We start from the raw sequence: 25,040 nt of genomic DNA, 5'->3' as shown, positions 1-25,040 counted from the left end.
GGCCTGGAGACTGAAAAGGCGTGCCTATAATCCAAAATAGGCAGCCTTTTTATTTGATTGTATGTCAGGTGATATCCTTCGCTTATGTCTCCCTATCTTCCAATTCCATCTTTATTTTTTCATGCACCTTTTTTTCAGCCTTTTCAACGTGGACATCCTTTATTTTACGTCTTGGCTTAGGGTGGAACCACTCTAAATGACCGTTACGGATCAAGCCTTTAAATTCTTCTCCTTCAATATTTAATTTAAATAGATGAGCCTCATGGGCTTGATTTTCAAACATTGGTTCTACTTCGATTCCATCTAAGTCTTCTACAACTTCATTTTCACTTAACAGCCTGTAGATCTCTTCCTCAATCCATTTTAAATGGTCATCCTCAAGATCTTGTTTTGGGTGGGGATGCAGCCATTGTATTTTTCCTTCGTGAAAATTCCCTTCATAATCTTTTCCGTCAATTGACAAGTTAAAACGATGACGTTCATATGTACGGTCCTCATAAATCGGTTCCACTTTAAAATCATCAACCAATGCAAACACCTCCACTTTATGTTTAGGAAACTTTTCTAAAACGAGCTAATACTTTCTAAGAAAACTTGGTTTCTTCCCATGCCATTCTTGACTAATTAAATGATGACAGGCTGAAAAAATCCGTTCAATCATTTGAGTCGAGTTTGCCATTACACGAATGACGATTCCTTTAGTAAAAAGGTTTGTCAGTCCTGCTTTATAATCGCCGGGTTCTTGGTCGATTACATCATATAATTGTTCCAAAAGGCCAGAGCTTGCTTGATCACCAACAATGATAAAAGATCCCATATGCGTATATCCTTCTAAAAAACCGATTCCATTCATCGGCCATTCCTTCGGTTTTAAGTGAATATGATCAAAAACAATCAATTCATCGTCAAGATAGATTTCATTTAGAAGCCTTAGCGAATGATAGCTGAAATGCTGTCCCTCCGGCGACCAGCCCGGCGTCAGAATATCCGCATAAAGAAAAGATGCTCCTCTTTCCATGTGAATAATATTCTTTTGAACATATCGGGCATCTTTGTAAGCAATTAATGGATCCGGTAAATATTCCATATAACTACCTTTTTTTAAATATATTTCAGTTTCTTGATAGGCATGTTTTAACGGTGTTTTATAAACTTTCGTAGCCGATTGCGTCGTTAGTGTAATCTTTGAGTGATCATCAAGCGTTACGCGCAATCGATAAGTATCTCCGTCCAAATATCCGCCGCCCGGATTAAGTAAATAATAACAAGGTTGATTAGATTGATTGTGATAAACCGGCCGCATGATTTTAAATGCCCCCCGAAAGTAGACATTCTTCGTGACCGTTTTCCCTTGACGATCCTCCGCGTCTAGCTCGAGGATTCCAGTCCAATTAGGCATCTTTTGCCAATCCTTTTAAAAATACATGCTCCCTTATCCATTCAATCACTTGATTAAGCCCCGTGTTATCTTTTAAGTTTGTAAATACGAATGGTTTGTTCCCTCGAAAGGTTTTTGTATCGGATTCCATTACTTTCAGGCTTGCACCAACGTATGGAGCTAAATCTGTTTTATTAATAATGAATAAATCCGATTTGATCATCCCTTGTCCACCTTTACGAGGAATTTTTTCACCTTGAGCAACATCAATAATGTAAATGGAGAAATCAACTAATTCTGGACTAAATGTAGCTGCTAGGTTATCGCCGCCGCTTTCCACAAAAATCAGCTCCACGTCCTCATGTCTTTCCTGCAATTCTTCTATCGCCGAGGCATTCATTGATACATCTTCGCGAATGGCGGTATGTGGACAACCACCCGTTTCTACACCAATGATTCGGTCTTCAGGCAAAACACCATTTTGCACTAAAAATTTAGCATCTTCTTTCGTATAAATATCATTTGTTATGACAGCCATGCTGATTTCCTCGTTCATGTACCTCGTTAACTTTTCGATAAGCAGTGTTTTACCTGCGCCAACAGGTCCACCTACGCCAATTTTGATGGGTTCCATTTCTGCCACTTCCTTTTTTAGTTAATATTTACTCAAGACATAAAAATCCGTATATTTACACGCTCATGGCGCATTTGCGCAAGTTCAAGCCCCGGCGAGACAATTCCAAAGTCATCCATATCCAGTTGATTTATCTTCTCAACTGCACCCGTTAAAGTTTTTTGAAATGAGTGGATAATCCGTTGTCCTGCCGTCTGCCCTAATGGAATGGCACGCACCCCGTTTTGGACAAGGTTGACGATGGAAGAATATAAATAATAGGAAATAGATTCTTCCATTTTTACTTGTAAAAAATGGCCAACCATTGTAAAAACAATGGCTGGATGACCGTATGATTGATGATCCTTGATGCGCTTCCGGTAGACGCTCAATACTGGGGCATCGTATAGTTTTTCAGTCATTTTTAACATTTGATCACCAATACGCTGAGTGCCCTCTCTCGTTTCGCGGGCAAGACTTTGTACTGTTAAAAGACGGTCTAGCTTCCAAACCTTTTCAAGATCATTTGCATCAAGTGCCTCATAGACAAGTTTTGCTGCAAGTCCATCTGAATAGACGAGCTGTTCATTCAAGTATACTTGCAGCCATTCAGAAAATGTCTCTTCATCATGGACACTGCCTTCCTGAATATAACTTTCAAGACCAAATGAATGACTGAATGCCCCAGTCGGAAAATTGGAATCACATATTTGGAACAACGATAATACATTATGCTCCATGACTATGACCAATATGGCGAAAGGCCTGAGTCACCTTTCGTTCCTCGCGATTAAAGGGAACATCCAAATCCCGTAATAATTCTTCAACGAGGTAATCATATTGGATGAGCATTTCATCAGCTTCAAATTGCGCAGGAAGATGACGGTTCCCTAGCTGGTGTGCGACGGTCCCCATCTCATGGATGTTTCGCGGACGAATAATTAATAAATCATCCACTAACACATCGATAACAATCATATTATGATCGTCCATATAAAGAATATCACCGGCTTTTAATTCGCGGTTTTCCTTTAATCGAATACCAAGCTCCCGACCATGATCGGTCTTTACACGCTGAATTCGTTTGACTAAATCGGCACTCTCCAAAAACACCTTTTCCTGATGGCGACCATTCAGTTCATCTTTACTCAGTTGGTTAATATTTGTCACGACTTTTTCTATAATCACTTTTATCACCTCAAAATAAGAAATAACGTTGTCCGATCGATACTGTATCAACTGGATCACATGTAATTTTCTCGCCATTTATACTCACTTCATATGTCTGTGGGTCAACATCAATATCTGGTGTTTCAGAATTAAGCTTCATATCTTTTTTCGTTAGCTTGCGGATCCCTTTTACCGGATAAACGATTTTTTCTAAGCCAAGCTTTTCTTGTATTTGGTCATTAAAAGCCGCTTGCGAGACAAAGGTGATTGAACTCTTTGCAAGTGCTTTACCAATTGACGCATACATTGGTCGATAAATCATTGGTTGTGGGGTTGGTATGGTTGCATTGGAATCACCCATTAGACTGTAAACCGCTAAGCCGCTTTTTAGAATCATTTCCGGCTTCGCTCCAAAAAATCTAGGATCCCACAAAACAAGATCCGCCACTTTTCCAACTTCAATGGATCCAACATAGTCAGAAATTCCATGCGTAATAGCTGGATTTATCGTGTACTTGGCAATATAACGTTTAGCTCTATTATTATCTGCATAGTCGGCATCGCCTTTCATCGTACCTAATTGTTTCTTCATTTTATCGGCAGTTTGCCAAGTGCGCAGGGTCACTTCACCCACTCGCCCCATAGCCTGAGAATCGGAGCTTGTCATACTAAATACTCCCATATCTTGCAGAATATCCTCGGCGGCAATGGTTTCGCTTCGAATCCGCGAGTCGGCAAACGCTATATCTTCTGGAACAGACGGATTTAAGTGATGACAAACCATTAACATGTCAAGGTGCTCATCAATTGTGTTCACCGTATACGGCAAGGTAGGATTTGTTGAAGATGGCAGCACATTCATCATGCCTGCTGATTTAATTAAATCTGGAGCATGTCCACCGCCGGCGCCTTCTGTATGATACATATGAATCACTCGGTCTTTGATTGCTTTCATCGTATCTTCAAAAAATCCACCTTCATTCAATGTATCCGCATGAAGCGCGATTTGAACATCGTATTTATCAGCAACTCTTAACGAATGATCTAATGAGGAAGCCGTCGCGCCCCAATCCTCATGAACCTTCAAGCCGATGGCACCTGCAAGGATCTGCCTAGCCAACGGTTCTTCCGTTGCAGCATGGCCTTTCCCCGTTAACCCAACATTAATAGGAAGTCCTTCAACCGCCTGCAGCATTCGGTGAATATTCCATTCCCCCGGAGTTACAGTAGTAGCACGGGACCCGGCACCGGGACCCGTTCCTCCTCCTATCAATGTAGTCGTGCCAGCTGTAAGTGCGACAGGAACTTGTTCCGGATTAATAAAATGGACATGCGTATCTATAGTGCCTGCTGTAACAATTTTTCCTTCTCCGGCGATGACTTCTGTAGAAGCACCTATTACAATATCGACATTATCCATTATTAATGGGTTTCCACTTTTACCAATCCCACTAATTTTTCCATCACGAATGCCAATATCCGCCTTATATATTCCTGTATAATCCAGAACGATGACATTCGTAATAATCGTATCTGGGACGCCGTCACCACGTGTCACGAGCGGATGCTGTCCCATTCCATCACGAATCACCTTTCCTCCGCCGAAAACAACCTCTTCACCATAAGTGGTAAAATCCTTTTCGATTTGTATAAATAAATCTGTATCTGCCAACCGAACTGAATCACCAGTAGTCGGACCGTACATCCCCGCGTACTGCTCCCTTGACATTTTAAAACTCATTTTGACTCCTCACTTTCCAATGGTCCATCTACTTTATTATTAAACCCATATACTTTTCGTTCACCTGCATAATCGATGAGTTCAACCTCTTTTTCATCCCCTGGTTCAAAACGAACAGCAGCACCAGCTGGAATATTCAATCGTTTTCCATATGCTTCATTACGATTAAACTTCAATGCCCCATTTACTTCATAAAAATGAAAATGCGAACCGATTTGTACAGGTCGATCACCTGTATTCACAACGGTAAGCTTTGAATTTATTCTATTTTCATTGCAAATAATTTCTTCTTCTCTTAACTGATATTCACCAGGAATCATCTTTCATTTCACTCCTTTAACTATTAACGTATTGGATTATGTACTGTAACGAGTTTTGTTCCATCTGGAAAGGTCACTTCTACCTGGACATCGTCAATCATTTCAGGAATACCTTCCATTACATCGTTGCGCGAAAGTATAGTCGCACCATATTCCATCAATTCAGCAACAGATCTCCCATCTCTCGCCCCTTCCATAATTTCATACGTGATCAATGCCATTGACTCAGGGTGATTTAACTTAACTCCTCTTTGCTTCCTGCGTTTTGCAAGATCTGCAGCAACTACGATTAGAAGCTTGTCTATTTCACGGGGTAATAATTGCATGCTATTTTCCTCCTTTGAAATTAGTAAAAAGCATCTCCATATTCCAGATGTTTGAAACGTTAACAAATGGAGTAAAATTTTATATTTATTTTTAAAAAAACAAAAAAAGCGCCCAACCCCTTCAGGTTAAGCGCTTTAAGCCGTTCTCAGTATCTTTATTAAATCCACAATGAAAATAATCCCTCAGAAAAGCCTAAATTATACATATAGTATAATCCAAAGACCGCACTGATTACTCCTGTTGCAATCGTTAAAGAACGATTCATTCCACTTCGTCCCTTACTTAGTACGAATGGAATTCCGATAATGGTCGTAAATAATAACATACCAAGGATTGTTCCTAATCCAAAAATAAGTATATATAATGCACCCTGCCATACATTTCCAACAGTACTCATCGTTAACAGGATCATCGCAGCACTGCCTGCAAGTCCATGAACAAGTCCAATAAATAATGACTTATAATAGGATAATGAGTTCCGTGCACTTTCTTCCTTATTAAACGATCTATGTACATGTGCCCCTTTTTTATATGACAGGATACTGGCGATTCCTAAATAAACAAGCATAATACCAACAAGAAACTCCAAAGACATCGCCCATTTATCAGATATATCGTTTTTTATTAATATGAGTATAATTCCTATTATAAATAAAGTTGCGGTATGTCCAATTCCCCAAAAAACTCCTGCCAATGTAGCTTGCCATAATTTCTTGCTTCTACTCGCAATCGTGGATACAGCAATAACATGATCTGGTTCAATCGCATGTTTTACTCCAAGTACAAAGCCAATGGACAAAATGGATAATAACGCAACGCTCATAAATATCCCTCCTAAATGAGTTGTTCTCTTATTTAGTATTCAACAAAAGAAAAAGTATGTACAATTATGTAGGGCTATAAGATCTTACCGCCGAAAAAAGCAGACTGGCAATTTTAAAACGGGGGCAGCTTTTTTATTTATTTGTAGGCGCTTTAATCGGACAACATCTGCGTCTTTTGCCTTGGCTCGGGCACTTTGAACGATTCAATCGGACAACTTTGGTGCCTTTTGGTTGAGAACTGGCACTTTGAACGGCTCAATCGGACAACTTTGATGCCTTTTGATTGAGAACGGGCACTTTGAACGATTCAATCGGACAAGCTTGATCCCTTTTGATTGAGAACGGGCACTTTGAACTGTTCAATCGGACAGCTTTGATGCCTTTTGATTGAGAACGGGCACTTTGAACGATTCAATCGGACAACTTTGATGCCTTTTGATTGAGAACGGGCACTTTGAACGATTCAATCGGACAAGCTTGATGCCTTTTGATTGAGAACGGGCACTTTGAACGGTTCAATCGGACAGCTTTGATGCCTTTTGATTGAGAACGGGCACTTTGAACGATTCAATCGGACAACTTTGATGCCTTTTGATTGAGAACGGGCACTTTGAACGGTTCAATCGGACTGCTTCTGTGTTTTTTGCTTGGGCCCGGGCTCTTTGAACGTTGGAACTCTTCATTGTGCCCTTCTGTCTTATTTTTCTGCGTATAAGGTCACGATGAACCGCTCATCGTAACCCCACGACTTATTTTTTCACTACCAAGGTCACGATAAACTTTATAACATTACAACCAATTCTTCAAAAATGCCTTCACCTCGTACCTCATATCTGCTGTTTCAAAGTGGCCGATATTATATCGAAGTAACTTCCAAGCTTCCGGTGCACCTTGTTCCTCATAAACTATTTTTAAATTTTCATCGATGATATCAAGCCCTTTAGGAGGTGTTAAGCGGTCATAGTTTCCTGCGAGACTAAGATGAGGGCGTGGTGCTATCAAAGCATTAATCTCAGAAGCTGTAAAATGTTTGAGCAATTTGGGTACGTAATAATATATTCCATGACCCTCCAGTCCACGACTTTCTATTAAAGACTGAAAATCGCACAAACCGCATAAATCCACACATACTTTTATTCGGGGGTCTAGTGCCGCGAGCCACCATGACATCGTGCTTCCCATCGATATCCCCATTGTGCCAATTCTATCTTTATCAACATCAGGACGGGATGTAACGTAGTCCACCGCTCGCAAACTATCATAAACCATTTTCCCCCACATCACTTGTCCTTTCCAAAGCATTTCTTTAAATATTTCACCTTCAGTTCTCCCTCTGCGTTGACCGAAACCCCATGCATCGATACTTAGCACGGCATAACCCATCTTCACTAACTCCTCAGCATAAGGAGGATTTTGCAAATACACATTTCCTTTAATTAATTCTTCCTTCCCATGATCATAAAAGCCCCCATGGGAATGATTAAAAATAATAGTCGGAAATGGACCATCACCTGTTATTGGCCGCACAAAATAAGCAGGCACTACTTCCTCTCCATTTAAATCTAGCTGCCATTCTTCTAAAATGTAATGGGACAACCGCTCCTCTTTTAGTTTTTTTGATGAAATTGGCTGCGTTCGCGGCGGAAGATCACCAAGCAATTCGTATAGTTCTTCCCGACGTTTTTCCATTGTCATCTGAATCATCTCCTATGTTAAAATTATGATTAATATAAAAGGTTCGGCAACAAACTCATGAAGTCCTGCATTTTATCAGGCCATTAAATGTTCGAGAGCAGGTGCATTAAAATTGAAACAGATTACCTTTTCTCCACTCGGTGACACGGCCATTCTCATAGAGTTTGGAGATAACATTAATTTAGAAACAAATAAACGAATTTTAAATATGAAACAAGCCATATTAAATCAGCCATTTTCAGGATTTATAGAAGCGGTTCCTGCCTATACAACTTTAACTTGTTTTTACGACCCGACATCAGTTGGGACAGATTTTCCCTATGAAACTGTAAAAAAGGAACTTGAACAGAGAATTGCTAATCTTCCTATTTCAAGCAGCCAAAATGAAAAAGTCATTGAGATCCCAGTGTGCTACGAAGATGATTATTCTATGGACTTAGATTTTGTTGCCTCCCAAAATGGATTGACCAAAAAAGAAGTGATTAACATTCATAGTGAGACGTTATATCATATATATTTTTTGGGATTCGCCCCAGGTTTTCCTTTTTTAGGTGGGATGAATGCAAAAATTGCAACGCCGCGCCGAACGAGTCCACGATTAAAAGTTCCAAGAGGGGCGGTTGGAATTGCTGGTGGACAAACTGGCGTCTATCCTTTTGAAAGCCCTGGTGGGTGGCAAATCATCGGAAGAACGCCAGTACAACTTTTCAATCCTAGAGCGATGCCGCCTTCCTTGCTTTTACCAGGGGATAAAGTTCAATTTTTTCCTATCAGCAAACAGGAATTTGATACATGGGAGGATAAGAATGACTCTTAACATCATTAAAAGTGGAGCATTTACAACCATACAAGATCTTGGGAGAAGTGGATGGCAGGCCTCCGGGGTGCCAGTTGGAGGCACAATGGACAAAACTGCAGCCCGGCTTGTAAACATCCTCCTAGGTAACGATGAAAATGAAGCTGTACTGGAAATGACTCTTATTGGTCCTACTATCCAGTTTAATGGAAGTGCGGTCATCGCTATTTTTGGTGCAAATATGTCACCAAAAATAAATGGACAAGCCATTAAATCTAGAAGGCCAATTCAAGTACATAAAGGTGATATCATTACATTTGGCACCGCCTCCTTAGGCGTTCGAACTTATTTGGCTGTTAAAGGAGGATTTTCTATTCCTGACATCCTTGGCAGCAAAAGTACAAATGCCATGGCTAACATGGGGCGTCCGTTAAAAACTGGCGATATTATTCCGATTAATTATTCATATTCAGTAAAAAACTTTTCATGGGGCATGTCTTTTAAACTCGAAAATTATCTTCATGATCAACAAACGCCTTTTCATTTCATAAGAGGGCGTCAATACGATCTATTTACAGCCGAATCGCAGCAAGCATTTATAGAGTCCGATTTTAAAGTAACTTCTAACTCAGATCGAATGGGTTATCGCCTGACAGGTCCCAATCTATGTACAGAACAAAAAGTTGAATTAATTACAGAAGGAACGACCTTTGGCTCAATTCAAGTTCCACCAAACGGAGAACCGATTATTTTAATGGCAGATCGGCAACCGACAGGAGGATATCCGAAAATCGGTGAAGTTATAAGCTGCGATCTTCCAAGATTAAGCCAACTCCGTCCGGGAGAACCTATTCGCTTTCAAGAAATTTCATTAAAAGAAGCACAACGACTTATTATTGCAGAAGAAAGAGAACTGAAGGAAATGAAGGCTGTTTGCCTATTAAAATGGAGGGATATTCAAAATGAAAAAAGTAGATTTGAACTGTGATATTGGAGAAAGCTTTGGACAATATACGCTAGGCAATGACGAAGAAATCATGCGCTATATTTCATCGGCAAATATTGCTTGTGGTTTCCATGCAGGCGATCATTCGACAATGAATAAGACCGTGAAACTAGCACTTGAAAATAGCGTGAGTATTGGAGCTCATCCGGGATTTCCTGATCTCCAAGGGTTTGGTCGCAGAAATATAACTGTTTCTCCTGAAGAAGCTTATGAAATCGTGCTCTATCAAGTTGGAGCTTTAAGCGCATTTGTAAAAGCACAAGGCGGTTCTTTACATCACGTTAAACCGCATGGGGCTTTATACAATATGGCTGCTGTTAATGAAATTCTTGCCAGCGCGATAGCGAATGCCGTCTATCATTTTGATCCACAACTTATTTTATACGGATTAGCGGGCAGTGAATTAATTAAAGCCGGTGAAAAAATAGGACTTACGACCGCAAATGAAGTATTTGCCGATCGTACATACCAATATGACGGCACTCTTACCCCAAGATCTTACCCGAATGCCCTTATTACAAATACGGACGAAGCCATTTCGCAAGTCATCAAAATGGTGAAGGAACAAAAAGTCACTTCGATAGAGGGAACAGATATTAACATAAAGGCAGATACGATTTGCATTCACGGAGATGGTGCACATGCTTTAAGTTTTGCTAAGAAAATTCATGAAGCATTATCAAAAATTCAATAACATTCTAGATTGGGTACATATTACAATCCTCCCTTTTCCTAGTCTCTCCGCCATTTTCCAAGCATACATTAGTCATATGACCAGTTAGGGGTGGTTCAATGATTATTTATGTAGTAAAAAGAGGAGATACATTATGGAGTATTGGAAACCAGTATGGGGGCACTGCCCAGCAAATTGCAACCGCAAATCAATTACCTAATCCTAATAAGCTATTAGTAGGCCAGTCTCTAGTCATTCCAATCGGAGCGACACAACACGTTGTCCGTAGCGGAGAAACACTTTGGCAAATTGCACAAAAATATGGCGTTCCCATTCAATCCATCATTCAAATGAATCATTTAACAAATGCTTCAATGCTTAATGTAGGAATCGAGCTAATCATTCCCGCGAAAACGTATGTTGTCCAAGCTGGAGATACGTTAGGTAATTTAGCGCAACGCTTTGGAACGACCGTCCGGGAAATCATGAGAACAAATCATCTCTCGCAGCCAAATATTTTAATAGGAACTCGCTTAACAATCCCTTTTCCAAAACCAATCATTGATGTAAATGCCTACATTATCAATATGGGGGAAACAGGTGGAAGTGAGGTTCGTGAAGTCGGAGAACATTTAACGTATATGTCCCCTTTTGGTTATATCATGCAAGCGGATGGAGGGCTTTCATCTATCCGGGACGAACAGGCCATTCAAGCAGCGAGAGAAACAAATGTCGCTCCCATCATGTGCATCACCAACTTCACCTTCCAAGACCCAGGCACAACACTTGCCCATACGATTCTATCAAACGTTCAGCTTCAAGAACGCCTTCTTACTAATGTCATTAATATGATGAAAGCAAAGGGCTATCGTGGTTTAAATATTGATTTTGAAAATGTTCGCCAAACAGACCGTGAGTTATATAATCAATTTTTACAGCGGGCCGTCAATCGACTTCATCCATTAGGCTATTTTGTTTCAACCGCAGTGGCACCAAAAACGAGCAGTGAACAAAAGGGTTTGTTATACGAAGCCCATGATTATGCAGCTCATGGAAGAATTGTCGATTTCGTTGTTCTTATGACGTATGAATGGGGATACCGATTTGGCCCGCCTCAGGCGATCTCACCCATTAATCAAATTCGCCGCGTCATTGATTATGCCATAACCGTCATTCCAAGAAATAAAATATTTATGGGTTTCCAATTATATGCTAGGGATTGGCTGCTCCCACATGTAAAAGGGCAAGAAGCGGAAACTTTTGATATGCAAGAAGCGATCCGACGGGCAGATAAATATAACGCTTCGATTCAATACGACCGAATTACACAAACACCGTTTTATCGTTATACAGATGAGCAAGGCAGGCAGCATGAAGTTTGGTTCGAAGATGCCCGCAGCGCTCAGGCAAAGTTTGATTTAGTAAAAGATTACGGCCTGCGCGGCATCAGCTATTGGGTACTTGGATATCCATTCCCGCAAAATTGGCTATTGCTTGGGAATAATTTTATCGTTCGAAAAGTGTAAAAGCCGAGACAATTTTGTTTCGGCTTTTTATTATTGATACAATAGTATCTGACTGAAAAATATACCAAACTATATCGGAGGTTTGAAAATGGAGCATGTTTTTCAACAGGGACAGGATTCTAATGCCCCTACCTTCCTTCTACTTCACGGAACAGGCGGGACAGAACACGATTTAATCAATATTGGAAAAATGATTTCTCCCGACTCCTCTCTACTTGGAGTGAGAGGCAATGTACTTGAAAATGGCATGCCGCGTTTTTTCCGTAGATTAGCAGAAGGAGTCTTTGATGAGGAAGATTTAGTGTTGCGCACGGAAGAATTAAAAGGATTTTTAGATGAAAGTGCAAAGGAATATCAATTTGATCGGAATAATGTGGTGGCTATAGGATATTCCAACGGTGCCAATATAGCAGGAAGCTTATTATTTCATTATAAGGCTAGTTTAAAAGCAGCTATACTTTTCCACCCCATGGTACCTAGGCGTGGCATCGAGCTTCCCGACTTAAGCGGAACATCCGTTTTTATAGGTGCGGGTAAAAATGATCCGCTTTGCCCTCCTCAAGAATCAGAGGATTTAAAGGAACTATTGCAAAATGCCGGCGCACAGGTCCAGCTCCATTGGGAACATCACGGTCACCAGCTGACTCGAAGTGAAGTAGAAAAAGCGGCGGAGTGGTTTTTGACTATATAAGTCCTTAGGTGGACAAATACATCTGCTTTTTCACAATTCTGTCCGGCATCGATCTTTTGATGGACAAAGTCATCTGTTTTTTCATTATTTTGTCCATCACCGATCCTTTGATGGACAAAAGAATCAGCTTTTTCCTAATTCTGTCCATCACCGACCTTTTGATGGACAAATGTACTTACTTTTTCACAATTCTGTCCAGCATCGAATCCTTGATAGAAAAAGTGATCTTATTTTTTATCAACTCTGTCCAGCACCCGTTCGTTGAGCGACCATTCCCGTATCTATCATACTTTCTGTCCAAGTTTAAGAACCTAGAATAATCTACATCAGTTTTAATATAAAAATCCCTCATTCATCCGTTATGCAGCGGAATCAATGAGGGATTTTTATGTCGAGCTACAGCGCCTATCAACTAGCAAACTTCTTGGCATTTTACCTAGGATAAGTCAACATCGACTCGTCCCTCGCCGTGTTTCCTTTATCTCTGCCCGCGGCGCCGAAGTTTTTACGTCGATGAGCAAGGCGCTCCCGCTTTTCTAGTTATCTTTCATTATTGTTATATTGATAGTCTTCTGGATTCACCGGAACAAATCCTTCCGGTTGATAAAATCTCAGTAAATCTTTTGTGACGATCCGGTCTGATATTTCCAATTTCTCTTTGGTAATATGATCGGATGATTCACAAGCCTGTATATCCAATTCTTCTCCTGTATCTGTTGAATAGCAGTTTCCATTCACTTGCGTTACTTCAGGTGAAACAAAGTCTCCATTGCGGAAAGGAACCAATTCCTTATATTCAGAAGATAGGATGTCATTCCCTATTTGTAAATAATCATTCGTATTGACACCTAATAAATGAAGGACAGTAGGCATGACGTCTACTTCTCCACTATATTTATGAATGACTTTACCTTGTTGTCCAGGTACATGAATAAAGAGCGGCACTCTTTGCAGCTGGGCATTTTTAAATGGTGTGATTTCTTCTCCCATCACCTGGGCCATTGCATCATTATGGTTTTCTGAAATTCCGTAATGATCTCCGTACATCACTATTACTGTATTGTCATACAAACCAGAAGCCTTTAAATCATTGAAAAATTGCTCCAACGCTTGATCCATATAGTTGGCGGATTGAAAGTATTGATTCACTACTTTATCGCCAAAATCACCAGCTGGGAAATACGTATCCCCTTCGTCCATTTTGAACGGGAAGTGATTCGAGAGCAATATAAATTTCGAATAAAACGGTTGTGGCAATGATTCCAATAAAGGCATTGATTCTTCTAAAAATGGTTTATCCTTCATCCCATAGTTCTTAACATTTTCCGGAGTCATGCTGTAATAAGTTGCATCGAAAAATTGATCAACACCAAAGGCCTTATACATTTCATTCCGGTTCCAAAATGTTTTATAGTTTCCATGGAAAGTGGCGGATGTATATCCCATTGGTTTCATGATAGCAGAACCTGACTGGTAAGTGTTTTGCGCTTTATTAATAAAAACAGACCCTTGTGATAAAGGATATAAAGAATTCTCCATCATGAACTCTGCGTCGGATGTCTTGCCTTGTCCCGTTTGGTGAAAAAAGTTATCGAAATAATAAGCTTCACCAGTACGAGCCAGTGAGTTTAAAAATGGTGTAACTTCCTGTCCGTCCAATTTGTAATCAATGATAAAAGACTGCAGCGATTCAAGCGAAATATAGATAACATTCATCCCTTTTGCCTTACCAAAATAGTCAGTATTCGGTTTAGCAAAATTTGCTTTTATATTATTTTCAATCTCTGTTAAATCATCGCTGCTCGCAAACGTTCTTTGAATCGATGATCTTGTACTTTGAATTCCATCATAAATCGAAAAGTTATTAATCCCCAAATATTTTACGATATAGTTGCGGTCAAAAGATCTTGTAAGCAATTCAGGACGATCCGCTTCAGCTAAAGATAAATTAACCATAAAGATGGCAATAGCTGCGACAAGAGGTACTAGTGCAACTTTCCTATTTGAACGAGCCTTCAAAGAAATGACTTTAAAAGCAAGCAATAATACGAGAATGATTGTATCGGTAAAATAAAAAATATCTAATGGCGACATCAATGAAAGAGCACTTTCTGATTGGCCTCCATTTACTTTTAGCTGCGAAATGACCGGCAACGTAATAAAGTCATCAAAAAACCGGTAATACACGACATTCGCATATAGCCAAAAGGACATCAAAAATTCAATTCCAACTAATATCGCTCCCCACCGTTTCTTCTTACTCAAAAAAGATAATCCGAGAAAGAACAATGCGGAACTGATTGGATTAATGAATAGCAAAAACTGTTGCAATTCATTATCGATTCCTAAATTAAATTCTATTCTATACGTTATATACGTTTTAATCCAAAAGAGGAAAACAGCTACTAGGAAGAATTGGAAGTTTTTGTCATGAAGACTTACTTCTAATTTTTTAAGTCTTTCCAACTAAAACACTCCTTACTTTAAATTTCAAAACAACGTAAATATTATACTGCTAATTTCAAAAAAATCCAGAGGAAAAGGTTGGATTTAAAATTATTTTACTAAAACATGCTGTTTTCGTGCACCTTTTCACCTTAATGTCAACTGAATGTTAAATATGAAAAATTTTAGCCAAACTTGATACACGTCAAGGAAGTGAGTCAAGAACGATTTTATAATGAAGACAGAAACAAACCAAAAATCATTTAGGGGGCGGTTTACATGACCACGATAAAATTTCAATTGGAAACTCTTTCTTGTCCTTCATGCATAAAAAAAATTGAAACAGCTTTAAAAAAACAAAAAGGTGTAAAAGAAGCGAAAGTATTATTTCATTCAAGCAAAGTAAAAACGGAATATGACGAAAACCTTGTAACAGCAAAAGAATTAAAAGAGACGATTATAAAACTTGGTTACCCCGTCTTAAAATAGGAGTGATGAAAATGACGAAGAAGATTAAAACAAATATAGCTGTTGCGACAGGAATTCTTCTTTTAGCAGCGTTTGTCTTTCATCTTATTGGATTCGGTCAGATAAAAGACATGCTCCTAATCTTATCAACCATTATAGCCGGAATTCCAATTATTATGAAATCTATACAATCTTTACGAATGCGGGTCTTTAGTATTGAGCTTCTCGTCTCTATCGCCATTATTGGTGCACTATTTATTGGAGAGTATGTAGAATCAGCCGTTGTCTCTTTCCTCTTTTTATTCGGAGCTTATCTGGAAGCAAGGACATTAGAAAAAACAAGAATGTCTATCAAAAATTTAATTGATATGGCTCCCCTTGAAGCCACCATTCTTAGAAACGGTGAAATGGTCCGTATCGGAGTAGATGAAATTGAAATACGAGATCACGTTTTTATTCAATCCGGTGAAAAAGTGGCGGTAGATGGCATAGTTGTGGCAGGCAGCGCTTTTATAAATGAAGCGACAATTACGGGAGAAGCACAGCCAGCCAGTAAAAAGCTAAAAGATAAAGTATATAGCGGAACAATCGTAGATAACGGCTATATTGAAGTAATCGCCGAAAAGGTTGGCGACGACACAACTTTCGCAAAGTTGATCGAGCTAGTGGAAGAAGCTCAAGAATCGAAGACAAAAACGGAAAAATTCCTTGAAAAGTTTGCGAACATCTACACCCCTGCCATCGTCATGCTCTCCATCATCGTCTTTCTATTTACAAGAAACATTGAATTTACGCTAACATTCCTCGTCATTGCATGTCCGGGAGCTTTAGTCATATCCGCCCCAGTTTCTATCGTCGCCGGAATCGGGAATGGAGCCAAAAATGGCGTATTAATTAAAGGCGGAGAAATAATGGAAAAATTAGCGAGGGTGAATACAATCGTATTTGATAAAACAGGGACATTAACGCAGGGAAAGCCAGTTGTAACAAATATCAAAACTTATACAATGAATGAAAATGATCTTTTGCAGATTGTGGCAGAGGCGGAAATTGCATCTGAACATCTTCTTGGCCAAACAATTGTAAAAGAAGCTAAAGAACGGAAGTTATCACTTACGACTAAACCCGAACAAATCGAAGTCATTAAAGGTTATGGGATAAAAGCAATAATGTACGGAAAGCAGCTTGCAATCGGTAATCGGAAGCTAATGGAGGAAAATGGTATTGCACCATCCAATGAAATGGATACGTATGCCATGAACCGCGAAAAACAAGGAAATACAGCCATTTTCGCAGCAATAAACGGAAATGTGGAAGGGATTATTTCAATAGCTGATCCGATTCGTCAAGACGCCGCACAGGCGATAAAGAAATTGCGAACAGCTGGTATAAAAGAAGTCTATATGTTAACAGGCGACAACCGCCACACTGCTGAACTAGTTGCTGCTACCTTAGGGATTAATGAAGTATACGCTGAAATGCTGCCGGAAGATAAGGCAGCCAAAATTCAAGAATTGAAAAGTCGGGGCTTGCATGTTGCTATGGCAGGCGACGGGATAAACGATGCGCCAGCAATCGCCACCGCTGATATCGGTCTCGCCATGGGTGGGTCAGGCACAGACGTGTCAATGGAAACGGCGGATATTGTGTTGATGGCTGACAAGCTAGATCAGCTTGCTCATGCTTATTCTCTATCAAAAGCTACCGTACGAAATATGAAACAAAATACTTTTTTTGCAGTTGGTACAGTATTGCTTCTTCTAATAGGAGTGTTATTCCAAAAAGTGTTCCTTGCATCAGGTATGCTTATTCATGAATTAAGTGTTCTAATCGTTATCCTTAACGCTGTCCGTCTCGTTCGTTATAATAAGGGGAAAAGCGGAAGCACCTTGCCCATCGACTTACAAACTTTAGGGCCTAAGACTTGCGATAAAGGAAACACGATGAGTCCGGTAGGACGAATCGATGTTGACTTATCGTAGGGAGAAGGACAAGAAGTTTGCTAGTCGATAGGTGCTGGAGCTGGACAATAAAGCCCGAAAAAATGCGAGAGGACGTGTATCGATTGAGAGAGTGCGGACATCTTAATCCGAATGCCAATGATATGCAGCAGCTTTGCATCTCATTGGTGCCGATTTTTAATCATTTGAAACCGGGAGAAATGAAGGAAATCGTAAAAACGACAAGACACGTAACCTATGAACGAAATCAAGAGATATATGGACCTGAAGATCACTCCGATCATCTATATATTGTTCACCGGGGCCGTGTGAAAATATATCGGTTATCTGAAGCAGGGAAAGAACAGCTGCTCCGAATTTTAGAGCCTGGTGATTTTATGGGCGAACTCGCCCTATTTTCCGCATCTACTTTTGATCATTATGCTGTCACAATGGAGAAAACCGAGTTATGTATTATGAGGCGTTCAGAACTACAAACCTTTTTAATGAAATATCCGGCTATCTCGTTAAAAGTTCTTGAAGAATTCAGTCGTAGACTTGAGCGAACAGAAATTCAAGTAAGCAACTTAACATCGGAAGATACAGAAAAAAGAATTGCCATGTATTTACTTGAGCTGCTTGACCAATCCGATAAACAAACAATTACACTCCCCATATCGAAAAAAGATATCGCTTCCTACCTTGGTACAACACCAGAAACTGTAAGTAGAAAACTAGCGGAGTTTCAGCAACGCGGTTGGCTTGAACAAATAGCCCCTAAGAAAATTCGTATTCTTGATAAACAAGCACTTATAGGATTATAGAAAAACCGTTCACACGGTTTTTTTGTTTTTCGTTCAGGCTTTTACATATATTTCTTGCCAATCGTGAATGATAATGAATATCACGTTTTCGCAAAGGCGGCTCAGCAATGGTTATTAAATCAAAAAAGTTGGAAATCTCCTCTACTTTCCCTTGGATTATAGATAAATTAAAGCCAACCTTTGATTTTACACATAAGCCACTACATATCGAAAATAAACAAATCGAACTCTTATACATTAAAACAGTTGTAGATGGAGATAGGCTTCATAATACTGTTATTAAACCTTTTTTTGAAATGACTTCATTAACCAATATTGAAGCTTATCTGACCTCCCTGCCTAACCAGCAGGAAATTAGTTCGAAAGATCAATTACTAGTGGAGTTAACAAAAGGAAGCGTCATTATTGGTATAAAAGAAACGATTCTCTTGTTTGATTTTAAGAAAGTTCATATAGATGCTCCGCTTCCAACTAACGTAGAGCCAACCATTCAAGGTCCTCAATATGCTCTAAGCGAAGATCTCATAACGAATATAAATATGATTCGCCAACGTTATCATCAACCATCCTTGAGGATCGAAATGCATTCTGTTGGAAATAAAGTCCATCAGTCGGTTGCTGTTCTCTATGATGAAGATATTGTAAATAAAGATGCATTAAAACAGATCAAATCAAAATTAAGGGAAATAGATAAAGATCTTATCCTCGCAGGTGCAGATCTGATCCGTTGCTTAAATAATAAGAAACGCTCCTTATTGCCGACCACTATCTTGACAGAACGAACCGACCGTATCAGCTACAATATATCGGGCGGGAAAGTCATTATTATGATGGACGGCGATTCGAACGCTATTCTAGCTCCGGCAGTATTCTTTGATTTTATGACCTCTATGGAAGATGAATATCATCCATTTTGGGTATCTAAATTCACCTCATTTCTTCGCTATATTGGGTTTTTTAGTTGTATTGCCTTGCCTGGATTATATGTCGGATTAACTTCATATAATCCAGAAATATTTCGATCCGAACTCGCTTTATCTTTGGCAGGTAGTCGAGTTGGGGTGCCATATCCTTCTTATATCGAAGTATTAATAATGCTGATTGTGATGGAATTTTTGACTGAGGCAAGCATAAGACTTCCAAAGGCAATTAGTGCAACGGCCACTACAGTTGGAGGGTTGATTTTGGGGACGGCCGTAACAGAAGCAGCACTGGCTTCTAATATCTTGATAATTATCGTTTCCGCTGTGGCGATTTCTACATTTGTCATTCCAATTAACGAAATGAGTTTTGCCATTAGGGTTAGTCGATATGGTATTTTATTTTTTACTACCATCGCTGGAATGACTGGACTTGCAATCGCATTAATTGGATTAGTAATGTGGATGGCCAATAAATCAAGTTATGGCGAAGCTTATTTCAAGCTCTTTATACAAGGGAAAAATAAAGAAACCTAGCTTTTCCACTATAGTAAAATGATAGCCCTCTCAATTATTATTTTCTAAATAGGGTGTAGAATATGAACCGTTACATGTACTATCTAATATACATTAATATGTTTGCCAATATGGTTGTTTCAGTGCCCAAAATCCTTTTAGGCGAAAGAAAAGATGGGGCAATCATATCAATGGTCCTTGCTGTTATTGCCGGTATGTTCGTGATTTACGTATTCCTTTGGTTTTTCAATAAATTCCCTGGTAAAGATTATCCTGAACTAGCGAAAAAGTACTTATCTAAATGGATTCATGCCCCCATTCTGCTCCTATTTGCTTTAGTTTGGTTTACAGCTGGTCTTAACGCCTTAATCACTTATACGTTTATGCTAAAAAGGTTTTTAACTCCTGATATGTCTGTCGTGTGGATTGCGTCAACCTTCTTAATTTTTATTTCATTTGGCATTTTAATGCATACTAAAAGTATCCTATACACCATTGAAGCAATTCTTATCATATCTTCGCCTTTAATTATTTTTTTAATAGCAAAAGCGTTTCTTGGCCCAGATTTTGAGTGGGATTTTGTTCGGGTAGCAGTTACGTATATTTACCGACTGCCTTCATATTCTGCTTTTACTGCATCCTTCTACGTTTTTCTTGGAATTGCAAATCTTGTCATTTTTAATCGTGCCTGGTCAACAAGACCTATTCAATCCTCAATAAAGCATGTATTTTTAATGGGATTAGCCGGAATTATGATTTTATTCACAATCTATGTTGTTCCGATGGGAATGAATGGCTTTGAGAGAATTGATCATCTTGTCTACCCTGCCATTACAACAAGTGATACATTACGGATGAAATATGGAGTTATGGAACGGGTCTTATATTTATTTTTATTATTCTATTTAGCGGTTACTTTTTTAAATTTATTGCTCCATTGGCACGTAACGGTTGAAATTTTAAAAAGTTTGTTTTGGATTAAGAAATTCAAGTGGAAAGAAAATAACTTAACTCCATTTATTTTCATTATCATTTTTTGGCTAATTGCCTTAACAACCGCTACTTCCTTAAGTGAATACCAATTGTTTGAATATACGATTTACTTTTTTTATTGTTTGCCTTTTTTAACGATGATTCTTATTCTTTCTTTTTGGATTATTAAAAGGAGGGCAAAAATATGAGTTCTTTAATACGAAAAGGGCTGTTGCTTATCATCTGCCTCTCATTAGTGTTTCTCTCCTCCTGTGGATTTAAGGATATTGATAAGAGAATTTTCGTTATGGCTATTGGAATTGATTTGTCAGAAAACAAGGAAAAACCTTATATAATAACCTTAAAGATGGCAATCGCCTCCGGAGCTCAAAAAGGGGGACAAGGAGGAAAAAAATACACATATGTTACAAAAGAAAGTGCAAATCTCGCAAGTGCCCTTCGCATTATGAAGACACATCTCGACAAAGAAATGGATTTCGGTCATTCTAGAGTCATAATCCTTGGGAAGAAGGTTTTAGACGAAGATTTGCGAGATGTAATTGATCTTCTTGTTAGGAGAAGAGATATTCAAATGATATCGTGGGTTGGGGTAGGTGAACCGTCCGCTGAAAAAGTGGTAAAAACAGAACCTCCTTCAGAAATGGCTGGATCCTTAGTGCTCCCCAACTTTTTCTCTAATAACGGAGTAGAAAGTGCCTATATTGTTTCAACTTTTCTCTTTGATCTAAGAAGAAAAATGGTTGAGAATGGAATAGATCCGATCTTGCCCATTATCAGAGCGAATAAAAATAAAACAAAGTTAATGGTTAATAGATCTATCATTGCACCAAAAAACAACAATAATATCACTCTTTCTGCCAATGAGACGAAAATATACAATTTACTCGCGAATAAAACAAAAAAGCTAGATATTAATGTAAAAAATAAGAAAATGTCATTCGCAGTAAGCATCGATGGCTCCAAAGTTAAATATAAAATAATCACCGCACCTAATAAGCAGCCAATAATACAAATGAAAATTAAGATGGCTGGGATTATCGAGGAATCTAATCAAAGATTGTCCCCTTCCTTATTAAAAAGGTACAGTAAACTTGCAAATGAAAAAACGAAAAAAGATGTCTTACAACTGCTTTCGAGATTCCAAGATGAAAGTGTCGACCCGCTAGGATTCGGATTACGGTATAAAGCAACGAGGCTTCATACGAGTGATAAGCATAAAGAATGGACACAAATGTACCCTAATATAAAATTTGATGTAACGGTTGTAACCTCCATCAAAAGTACAGGTACAGTCGAATAAGGAAATCAATTATTACAAAAAGGTTACAAGATTAAGCGAAAACTTTTACCTTCTTATAACCTTTAATCATGCCCAAGACTTTATCATAAGGTAGACAGAAAAATGATTTAAAGGGGTTAGGGGAAATGTTAGAAACTTTATTTAATCGCTTATATCAATCTTATTATCAGGATTTGTTTAAGTTCTTATTTTATATGATTCGAGACCGAGAGCTGGCAGAGGATCTTGTCCAGGAAGTGTATGTGAAAGTTTATAAAAACTACAATACATTTGAAGGGAAAAGTAGAGAAAAAACTTGGCTTTATGCAATAGCCCGCAATGTCGCCATTGATTATATCCGCAAACAAAAAAATAAGAATGAAATACCATTAAGTGAATACGAAGCATTTCAATTGAAAGATTCAAATCCGATTCCCGAAGAGATCGTCTTACGGAAGGACGAAATTCAACAAATATACGCTTCTAATATGAAGCCCGATCACATGGTCATTCTTGATCTCAGATTTTTACGAGGCTTCTCCATCTCAGAAGCAGCCATCACTTTAGGTTGGTCGGAAAGTAAAGTAAAAACCTTACAGCATCGAGCGATTCAGCATTTAAAAGATAAATATCGGAAGAAAGCTAGCTAGAAATCAGGGAGCGAAAATTGCTCCCCTTTTTTTGTAAAATATTTCCCTTTTTCAATTCAACATCAAATATAATGAAGCTATAGAGAGTACTATTAGGGGGGCTTACCATTGAAGGAAGGGAAAATTCTAGTTGTTGAAGATGAGTTATCGATTCGCAAATTAATTGCTTTTAATTTGCAACGCTCTAATTTTGAAGTAATCGAAGCCGGCGAAGGTAAATTAGCGCTACAATTGGCAAAAGAACATCAACCATCCCTTATATTGTTGGATTTAAATCTCCCAGACGCGGATGGTTTTGAACTTTGTGCAAAATTAACCGAACGTCATCCAGGAACCCCAATCATCATCGTATCAGCTAGAGGTCAAGATATGGAAAAAATCATGGGGTTAGAGCTTGGGGCCGATGATTATATCGTCAAACCCTTTAACCCTCTTGAGCTAGTCGCGAGGATTCGTTCCGTTCTTAGAAGAACTGCGCAAACCATAAAAGAAGTCAATCCAGACTTAGTAAAAACAGGCCCCTTCCAGATTGAACTTAAAACACAGAGAGTCTATAAAGCGGGAAAGCTTATGAGATTAACAACTCGCGAATTCCAGATGATGAAATTTTTCACTGAAAAACTAAACGAACCAATTACACGTGATGAACTGCTCGATGAAATATGGGGGTTAAATTACTTCGGCGACCCAAAAACAGTAGATGTACATATTCGCAGATTAAGAGAAAAAATCGAGGATGATCCTTCCAATCCTTCGTTTCTTAAAACGGTATGGGGCTATGGCTATTCCTTTTTCGATGAGGATGCACAATGAAAAATGGCATTAAAAAAAGGCTTGTTTGGAGCTATTTAATTTTGATTATTTTTACCGTAGCGTTATTTGAAACAATCATATTATCCGCCTTAATGGTGTACTACAAAGGCGGTGTTCAACAAACACTGCGGGATCAAGGTGCAATGTTCTCTGCTTTTTATGAACAGGAGCTGCTGGAAGGAAGATTAGAAAAAGAAGCGGGACAGTTTCTAGCACAGTATAATTTTCTAGTGAATGTGCAAGTTCAGTTGATTGATAAAGACGGAAAAGTTTTAGCTGAAACACATAAAAGTCATATGAAAAGGCTTAGTCAAGAAGAAGATGTTCGGATTAGCCTTACTGGTGTATTAGGTCATTGGACTGGCAAGATGAATGGCGAAAAAGTTATGGCTGTCAGCTATCCGTTAAAGGTCGGCGAAGAAATAATAGGAGCGATTAGACTAACAACGTCTTTAGCTCCATTAAATTCAGTTTTTACCGAGAATGCCCTCCTCCTTCTTGCCATTGGCGGCATCGTTGTCGTTTTAGCCGCTGTCATTAGTTATTTCCTAGCCGGAACAATCACAAAACCAATAAGTCATATTATTACAGCTGCAGAACAGATGGCAGCCGGGAAATTTACTACTAGGATTTCTAAAAAACAAGATGATGAATTAGGGAAATTAGCTGACACGTTAAACTATATGGCCGAGCAAGTGGAAAAGCACGAACAGCTAAAAAATGAATTTATCGCTTCAGTCAGCCATGATTTAAGGACCCCGCTAACTTCCGTCAAAGGTTGGGCAATCACTTTACAATCAATAGCGACCGACGATTTATTCAAAGAGGGGTTAGATATCATCACGAATGAGAGTGACCGATTAACGAGTCTTGTCAGTGATTTACTAGATCTTTCCAGTCTTTCAAGCGGAAAACTATCTTTTGTTTTTGAAGATGTTGAGCTCCCTGCCATTATTCAAAAAGTTGTGTCCCAGTTGCAACCGAGGGCCGAGAGACAAGGAGTGCAATTTTTAACGGATATTCACCCTGCTATTGGGGAGATTAAGGCAGATAAAAATAGGTTAATTCAGGTTTTTATTAATGTAATCGATAATGCGCTTAAGTTTACGCCGAAAGATGGCATGATTACTATTTCGGTCAGTGAAGGAAATGGAGATTCCGTCGTGATTACTATACAAGATACCGGAGTCGGCATTCCTATTGACAAATTGGATTCCATTAAAGATAAATTCGTAAAAGGAAAAAATCAAGAATCTGGTACTGGCCTTGGCTTGGCCATTTGCGAGGAAATCGTTAAGGGTCATCACGGAACATTACATATAGATAGTCAGCCCAGTGAAGGAACGATTGTAAGAATTGTCCTCCCTGTAACTTTTATGTAACCTTTATTCATAATTTAATAACTTTTATAACTCCATTTAATCGTATAGTA

At 38.9% G+C, this 25,040-nt stretch carries 25 protein-coding genes; 14 read left to right on the top strand and 11 right to left on the bottom strand.

The window, feature by feature from the left end:
- Window positions 1-82: 82 nt before the first annotated feature.
- The 10 genes from NQ185_RS07945 to NQ185_RS07900 all read right to left on the bottom strand — a co-directional run bounded on the left by NQ185_RS07945 (window position 83) and on the right by NQ185_RS07900 (window position 8,068).
- Window positions 83-529 carry a HicA family toxin-antitoxin system gene (locus NQ185_RS07945; RefSeq protein ID WP_257581110.1) on the bottom strand — a complete coding sequence of 149 codons (447 nt, stop codon included), beginning with the start codon at window positions 527-529 and terminating at the stop codon, window positions 83-85.
- A gap of 45 nt (window positions 530-574) precedes the next feature.
- Window positions 575-1,399: an urease accessory protein UreD gene (locus NQ185_RS07940; RefSeq protein WP_257581109.1), complete on the bottom strand. Its 825-nt coding sequence runs from the start codon at window positions 1,397-1,399 to the stop codon at window positions 575-577.
- On the bottom strand, window positions 1,392-2,012 hold the full coding sequence (gene ureG / locus NQ185_RS07935) for an urease accessory protein UreG (RefSeq protein ID WP_257581108.1): 621 nt from the start codon (window positions 2,010-2,012) through the stop codon (window positions 1,392-1,394). The genes NQ185_RS07940 and ureG overlap by 8 nt, the downstream gene beginning before the upstream one ends.
- Before the next feature lie 32 nt (window positions 2,013-2,044).
- Entirely contained in the window at window positions 2,045-2,731 is a 687-nt protein-coding gene (locus NQ185_RS07930; RefSeq protein ID WP_257581107.1) for an urease accessory protein UreF, read from the bottom strand.
- Complete coding sequence (gene ureE, locus NQ185_RS07925; protein WP_257581106.1) at window positions 2,721-3,179, bottom strand: urease accessory protein UreE; 459 nt, start codon at window positions 3,177-3,179, stop codon at window positions 2,721-2,723. The genes NQ185_RS07930 and ureE overlap by 11 nt, the downstream gene beginning before the upstream one ends.
- A 10-nt stretch (window positions 3,180-3,189) precedes the next feature.
- Window positions 3,190-4,902: an urease subunit alpha gene (gene ureC / locus NQ185_RS07920; RefSeq protein ID WP_257581105.1), complete on the bottom strand. Its 1,713-nt coding sequence runs from the start codon at window positions 4,900-4,902 to the stop codon at window positions 3,190-3,192.
- A complete protein-coding gene (locus tag NQ185_RS07915) occupies window positions 4,899-5,222 on the bottom strand; it encodes an urease subunit beta (protein WP_257581104.1) in 324 nt (107 codons plus the stop codon). The genes ureC and NQ185_RS07915 overlap by 4 nt, the downstream gene beginning before the upstream one ends.
- A gap of 23 nt (window positions 5,223-5,245) precedes the next feature.
- The gene (locus tag NQ185_RS07910; protein WP_257581103.1) at window positions 5,246-5,548 is read right to left on the bottom strand and encodes an urease subunit gamma; all 303 of its coding nucleotides are present in this window, start codon (window positions 5,546-5,548) and stop codon (window positions 5,246-5,248) included.
- Between the two features lie 158 nt (window positions 5,549-5,706).
- Window positions 5,707-6,372, bottom strand: coding sequence for an urease accessory protein UreH domain-containing protein (locus NQ185_RS07905; protein ID WP_257581102.1), 666 nt, complete (start codon window positions 6,370-6,372; stop codon window positions 5,707-5,709).
- 790 nt (window positions 6,373-7,162) lie between these two features.
- Window positions 7,163-8,068 (bottom strand): dienelactone hydrolase family protein, encoded by a 906-nt coding sequence (locus tag NQ185_RS07900; protein ID WP_257581101.1) that lies wholly within the window; start codon window positions 8,066-8,068, stop codon window positions 7,163-7,165.
- 112 nt (window positions 8,069-8,180) lie between these two features.
- On the opposite strand from NQ185_RS07900, the gene pxpB reads away from it, so the two are divergent.
- The 5 genes from pxpB (at window position 8,181) to NQ185_RS07875 (ending at window position 12,760) form a co-directional block, all read left to right on the top strand.
- Window positions 8,181-8,885, top strand: coding sequence for a 5-oxoprolinase subunit PxpB (pxpB, locus tag NQ185_RS07895; RefSeq protein WP_257581100.1), 705 nt, complete (start codon window positions 8,181-8,183; stop codon window positions 8,883-8,885).
- On the top strand, window positions 8,875-9,852 hold the full coding sequence (locus NQ185_RS07890; protein ID WP_257581099.1) for a 5-oxoprolinase subunit C family protein: 978 nt from the start codon (window positions 8,875-8,877) through the stop codon (window positions 9,850-9,852). The genes pxpB and NQ185_RS07890 overlap by 11 nt, the downstream gene beginning before the upstream one ends.
- The gene (gene pxpA, locus NQ185_RS07885; protein WP_257581098.1) at window positions 9,827-10,564 is read left to right on the top strand and encodes a 5-oxoprolinase subunit PxpA; all 738 of its coding nucleotides are present in this window, start codon (window positions 9,827-9,829) and stop codon (window positions 10,562-10,564) included. Before NQ185_RS07890 ends, pxpA begins: the two co-directional genes overlap by 26 nt.
- A gap of 98 nt (window positions 10,565-10,662) precedes the next feature.
- On the top strand, window positions 10,663-12,069 hold the full coding sequence (locus tag NQ185_RS07880) for a glycoside hydrolase family 18 protein (protein ID WP_257581097.1): 1,407 nt from the start codon (window positions 10,663-10,665) through the stop codon (window positions 12,067-12,069).
- 88 nt (window positions 12,070-12,157) lie between these two features.
- Complete coding sequence (locus tag NQ185_RS07875; protein WP_257581096.1) at window positions 12,158-12,760, top strand: alpha/beta hydrolase; 603 nt, start codon at window positions 12,158-12,160, stop codon at window positions 12,758-12,760.
- 540 nt (window positions 12,761-13,300) lie between these two features.
- On the opposite strand, the gene ltaS is transcribed toward NQ185_RS07875, so the two are convergent.
- Window positions 13,301-15,226, bottom strand: coding sequence for a lipoteichoic acid synthase (gene ltaS, locus NQ185_RS07870; protein ID WP_257581095.1), 1,926 nt, complete (start codon window positions 15,224-15,226; stop codon window positions 13,301-13,303).
- A 258-nt stretch (window positions 15,227-15,484) separates the two neighbouring features.
- Here ltaS and NQ185_RS07865 point away from each other — a divergent pair, with 258 nt between their 5' ends.
- The 9 genes from NQ185_RS07865 to NQ185_RS07825 all read left to right on the top strand — a co-directional run bounded on the left by NQ185_RS07865 (window position 15,485) and on the right by NQ185_RS07825 (window position 24,990).
- The gene (locus NQ185_RS07865) at window positions 15,485-15,694 is read left to right on the top strand and encodes a heavy-metal-associated domain-containing protein (protein WP_257581094.1); all 210 of its coding nucleotides are present in this window, start codon (window positions 15,485-15,487) and stop codon (window positions 15,692-15,694) included.
- Between the two features lie 11 nt (window positions 15,695-15,705).
- The gene (locus tag NQ185_RS07860; RefSeq protein ID WP_257581093.1) at window positions 15,706-17,655 is read left to right on the top strand and encodes a heavy metal translocating P-type ATPase; all 1,950 of its coding nucleotides are present in this window, start codon (window positions 15,706-15,708) and stop codon (window positions 17,653-17,655) included.
- Between the two features lie 83 nt (window positions 17,656-17,738).
- Complete coding sequence (locus tag NQ185_RS07855) at window positions 17,739-18,437, top strand: Crp/Fnr family transcriptional regulator (RefSeq protein ID WP_257581092.1); 699 nt, start codon at window positions 17,739-17,741, stop codon at window positions 18,435-18,437.
- Between the two features lie 107 nt (window positions 18,438-18,544).
- Window positions 18,545-19,894 carry a spore germination protein gene (locus NQ185_RS07850; RefSeq protein ID WP_257581091.1) on the top strand — a complete coding sequence of 450 codons (1,350 nt, stop codon included), beginning with the start codon at window positions 18,545-18,547 and terminating at the stop codon, window positions 19,892-19,894.
- A 62-nt stretch (window positions 19,895-19,956) separates the two neighbouring features.
- On the top strand, window positions 19,957-21,054 hold the full coding sequence (locus tag NQ185_RS07845; RefSeq protein ID WP_257581090.1) for a GerAB/ArcD/ProY family transporter: 1,098 nt from the start codon (window positions 19,957-19,959) through the stop codon (window positions 21,052-21,054).
- Window positions 21,051-22,166: a Ger(x)C family spore germination protein gene (locus tag NQ185_RS07840; RefSeq protein ID WP_257581089.1), complete on the top strand. Its 1,116-nt coding sequence runs from the start codon at window positions 21,051-21,053 to the stop codon at window positions 22,164-22,166. Before NQ185_RS07845 ends, NQ185_RS07840 begins: the two co-directional genes overlap by 4 nt.
- Window positions 22,167-22,291: 125 nt before the next feature.
- Window positions 22,292-22,795: a sigma-70 family RNA polymerase sigma factor gene (locus NQ185_RS07835; RefSeq protein ID WP_257581087.1), complete on the top strand. Its 504-nt coding sequence runs from the start codon at window positions 22,292-22,294 to the stop codon at window positions 22,793-22,795.
- Window positions 22,796-22,903: 108 nt separating this feature from the next.
- The gene (locus NQ185_RS07830; RefSeq protein ID WP_257581086.1) at window positions 22,904-23,608 is read left to right on the top strand and encodes a response regulator transcription factor; all 705 of its coding nucleotides are present in this window, start codon (window positions 22,904-22,906) and stop codon (window positions 23,606-23,608) included.
- The gene (locus NQ185_RS07825; protein WP_257581085.1) at window positions 23,605-24,990 is read left to right on the top strand and encodes a sensor histidine kinase; all 1,386 of its coding nucleotides are present in this window, start codon (window positions 23,605-23,607) and stop codon (window positions 24,988-24,990) included. The genes NQ185_RS07830 and NQ185_RS07825 overlap by 4 nt, the downstream gene beginning before the upstream one ends.
- Window positions 24,991-25,040 lie beyond the last annotated feature (50 nt).

The organism is Lederbergia panacisoli (genome assembly GCF_024626525.1).
GTDB lineage: Bacteria > Bacillota > Bacilli > Bacillales > Bacillaceae_C > Lederbergia > Lederbergia panacisoli.
This window is presented reverse-complemented; position numbering and strand designations above follow the sequence as displayed.

Coding starts and splice junctions, on each gene's coding strand:
- NQ185_RS07875 (WP_257581096.1), top strand. CDS start 12,158: ATGGAGCATGTTTTTCAACAGGGACAGGATTCTAATGCCCCTACCTTC.
- ureC (WP_257581105.1), bottom strand. CDS start 4,902: ATGAGTTTTAAAATGTCAAGGGAGCAGTACGCGGGGATGTACGGTCCG.
- NQ185_RS07915 (WP_257581104.1), bottom strand. CDS start 5,222: ATGATTCCTGGTGAATATCAGTTAAGAGAAGAAGAAATTATTTGCAAT.
- NQ185_RS07860 (WP_257581093.1), top strand. CDS start 15,706: ATGACGAAGAAGATTAAAACAAATATAGCTGTTGCGACAGGAATTCTT.
- NQ185_RS07825 (WP_257581085.1), top strand. CDS start 23,605: ATGAAAAATGGCATTAAAAAAAGGCTTGTTTGGAGCTATTTAATTTTG.
- NQ185_RS07910 (WP_257581103.1), bottom strand. CDS start 5,548: ATGCAATTATTACCCCGTGAAATAGACAAGCTTCTAATCGTAGTTGCT.
- NQ185_RS07900 (WP_257581101.1), bottom strand. CDS start 8,068: ATGACAATGGAAAAACGTCGGGAAGAACTATACGAATTGCTTGGTGAT.
- NQ185_RS07865 (WP_257581094.1), top strand. CDS start 15,485: ATGACCACGATAAAATTTCAATTGGAAACTCTTTCTTGTCCTTCATGC.
- NQ185_RS07840 (WP_257581089.1), top strand. CDS start 21,051: ATGAGTTCTTTAATACGAAAAGGGCTGTTGCTTATCATCTGCCTCTCA.
- NQ185_RS07880 (WP_257581097.1), top strand. CDS start 10,663: ATGATTATTTATGTAGTAAAAAGAGGAGATACATTATGGAGTATTGGA.
- NQ185_RS07890 (WP_257581099.1), top strand. CDS start 8,875: ATGACTCTTAACATCATTAAAAGTGGAGCATTTACAACCATACAAGAT.
- ureG (WP_257581108.1), bottom strand. CDS start 2,012: ATGGAACCCATCAAAATTGGCGTAGGTGGACCTGTTGGCGCAGGTAAA.
- NQ185_RS07835 (WP_257581087.1), top strand. CDS start 22,292: ATGTTAGAAACTTTATTTAATCGCTTATATCAATCTTATTATCAGGAT.
- NQ185_RS07940 (WP_257581109.1), bottom strand. CDS start 1,399: ATGCCTAATTGGACTGGAATCCTCGAGCTAGACGCGGAGGATCGTCAA.
- pxpA (WP_257581098.1), top strand. CDS start 9,827: ATGAAAAAAGTAGATTTGAACTGTGATATTGGAGAAAGCTTTGGACAA.
- NQ185_RS07930 (WP_257581107.1), bottom strand. CDS start 2,731: ATGGAGCATAATGTATTATCGTTGTTCCAAATATGTGATTCCAATTTT.
- NQ185_RS07845 (WP_257581090.1), top strand. CDS start 19,957: ATGAACCGTTACATGTACTATCTAATATACATTAATATGTTTGCCAAT.
- NQ185_RS07850 (WP_257581091.1), top strand. CDS start 18,545: ATGGTTATTAAATCAAAAAAGTTGGAAATCTCCTCTACTTTCCCTTGG.
- NQ185_RS07905 (WP_257581102.1), bottom strand. CDS start 6,372: ATGAGCGTTGCGTTATTATCCATTTTGTCCATTGGCTTTGTACTTGGA.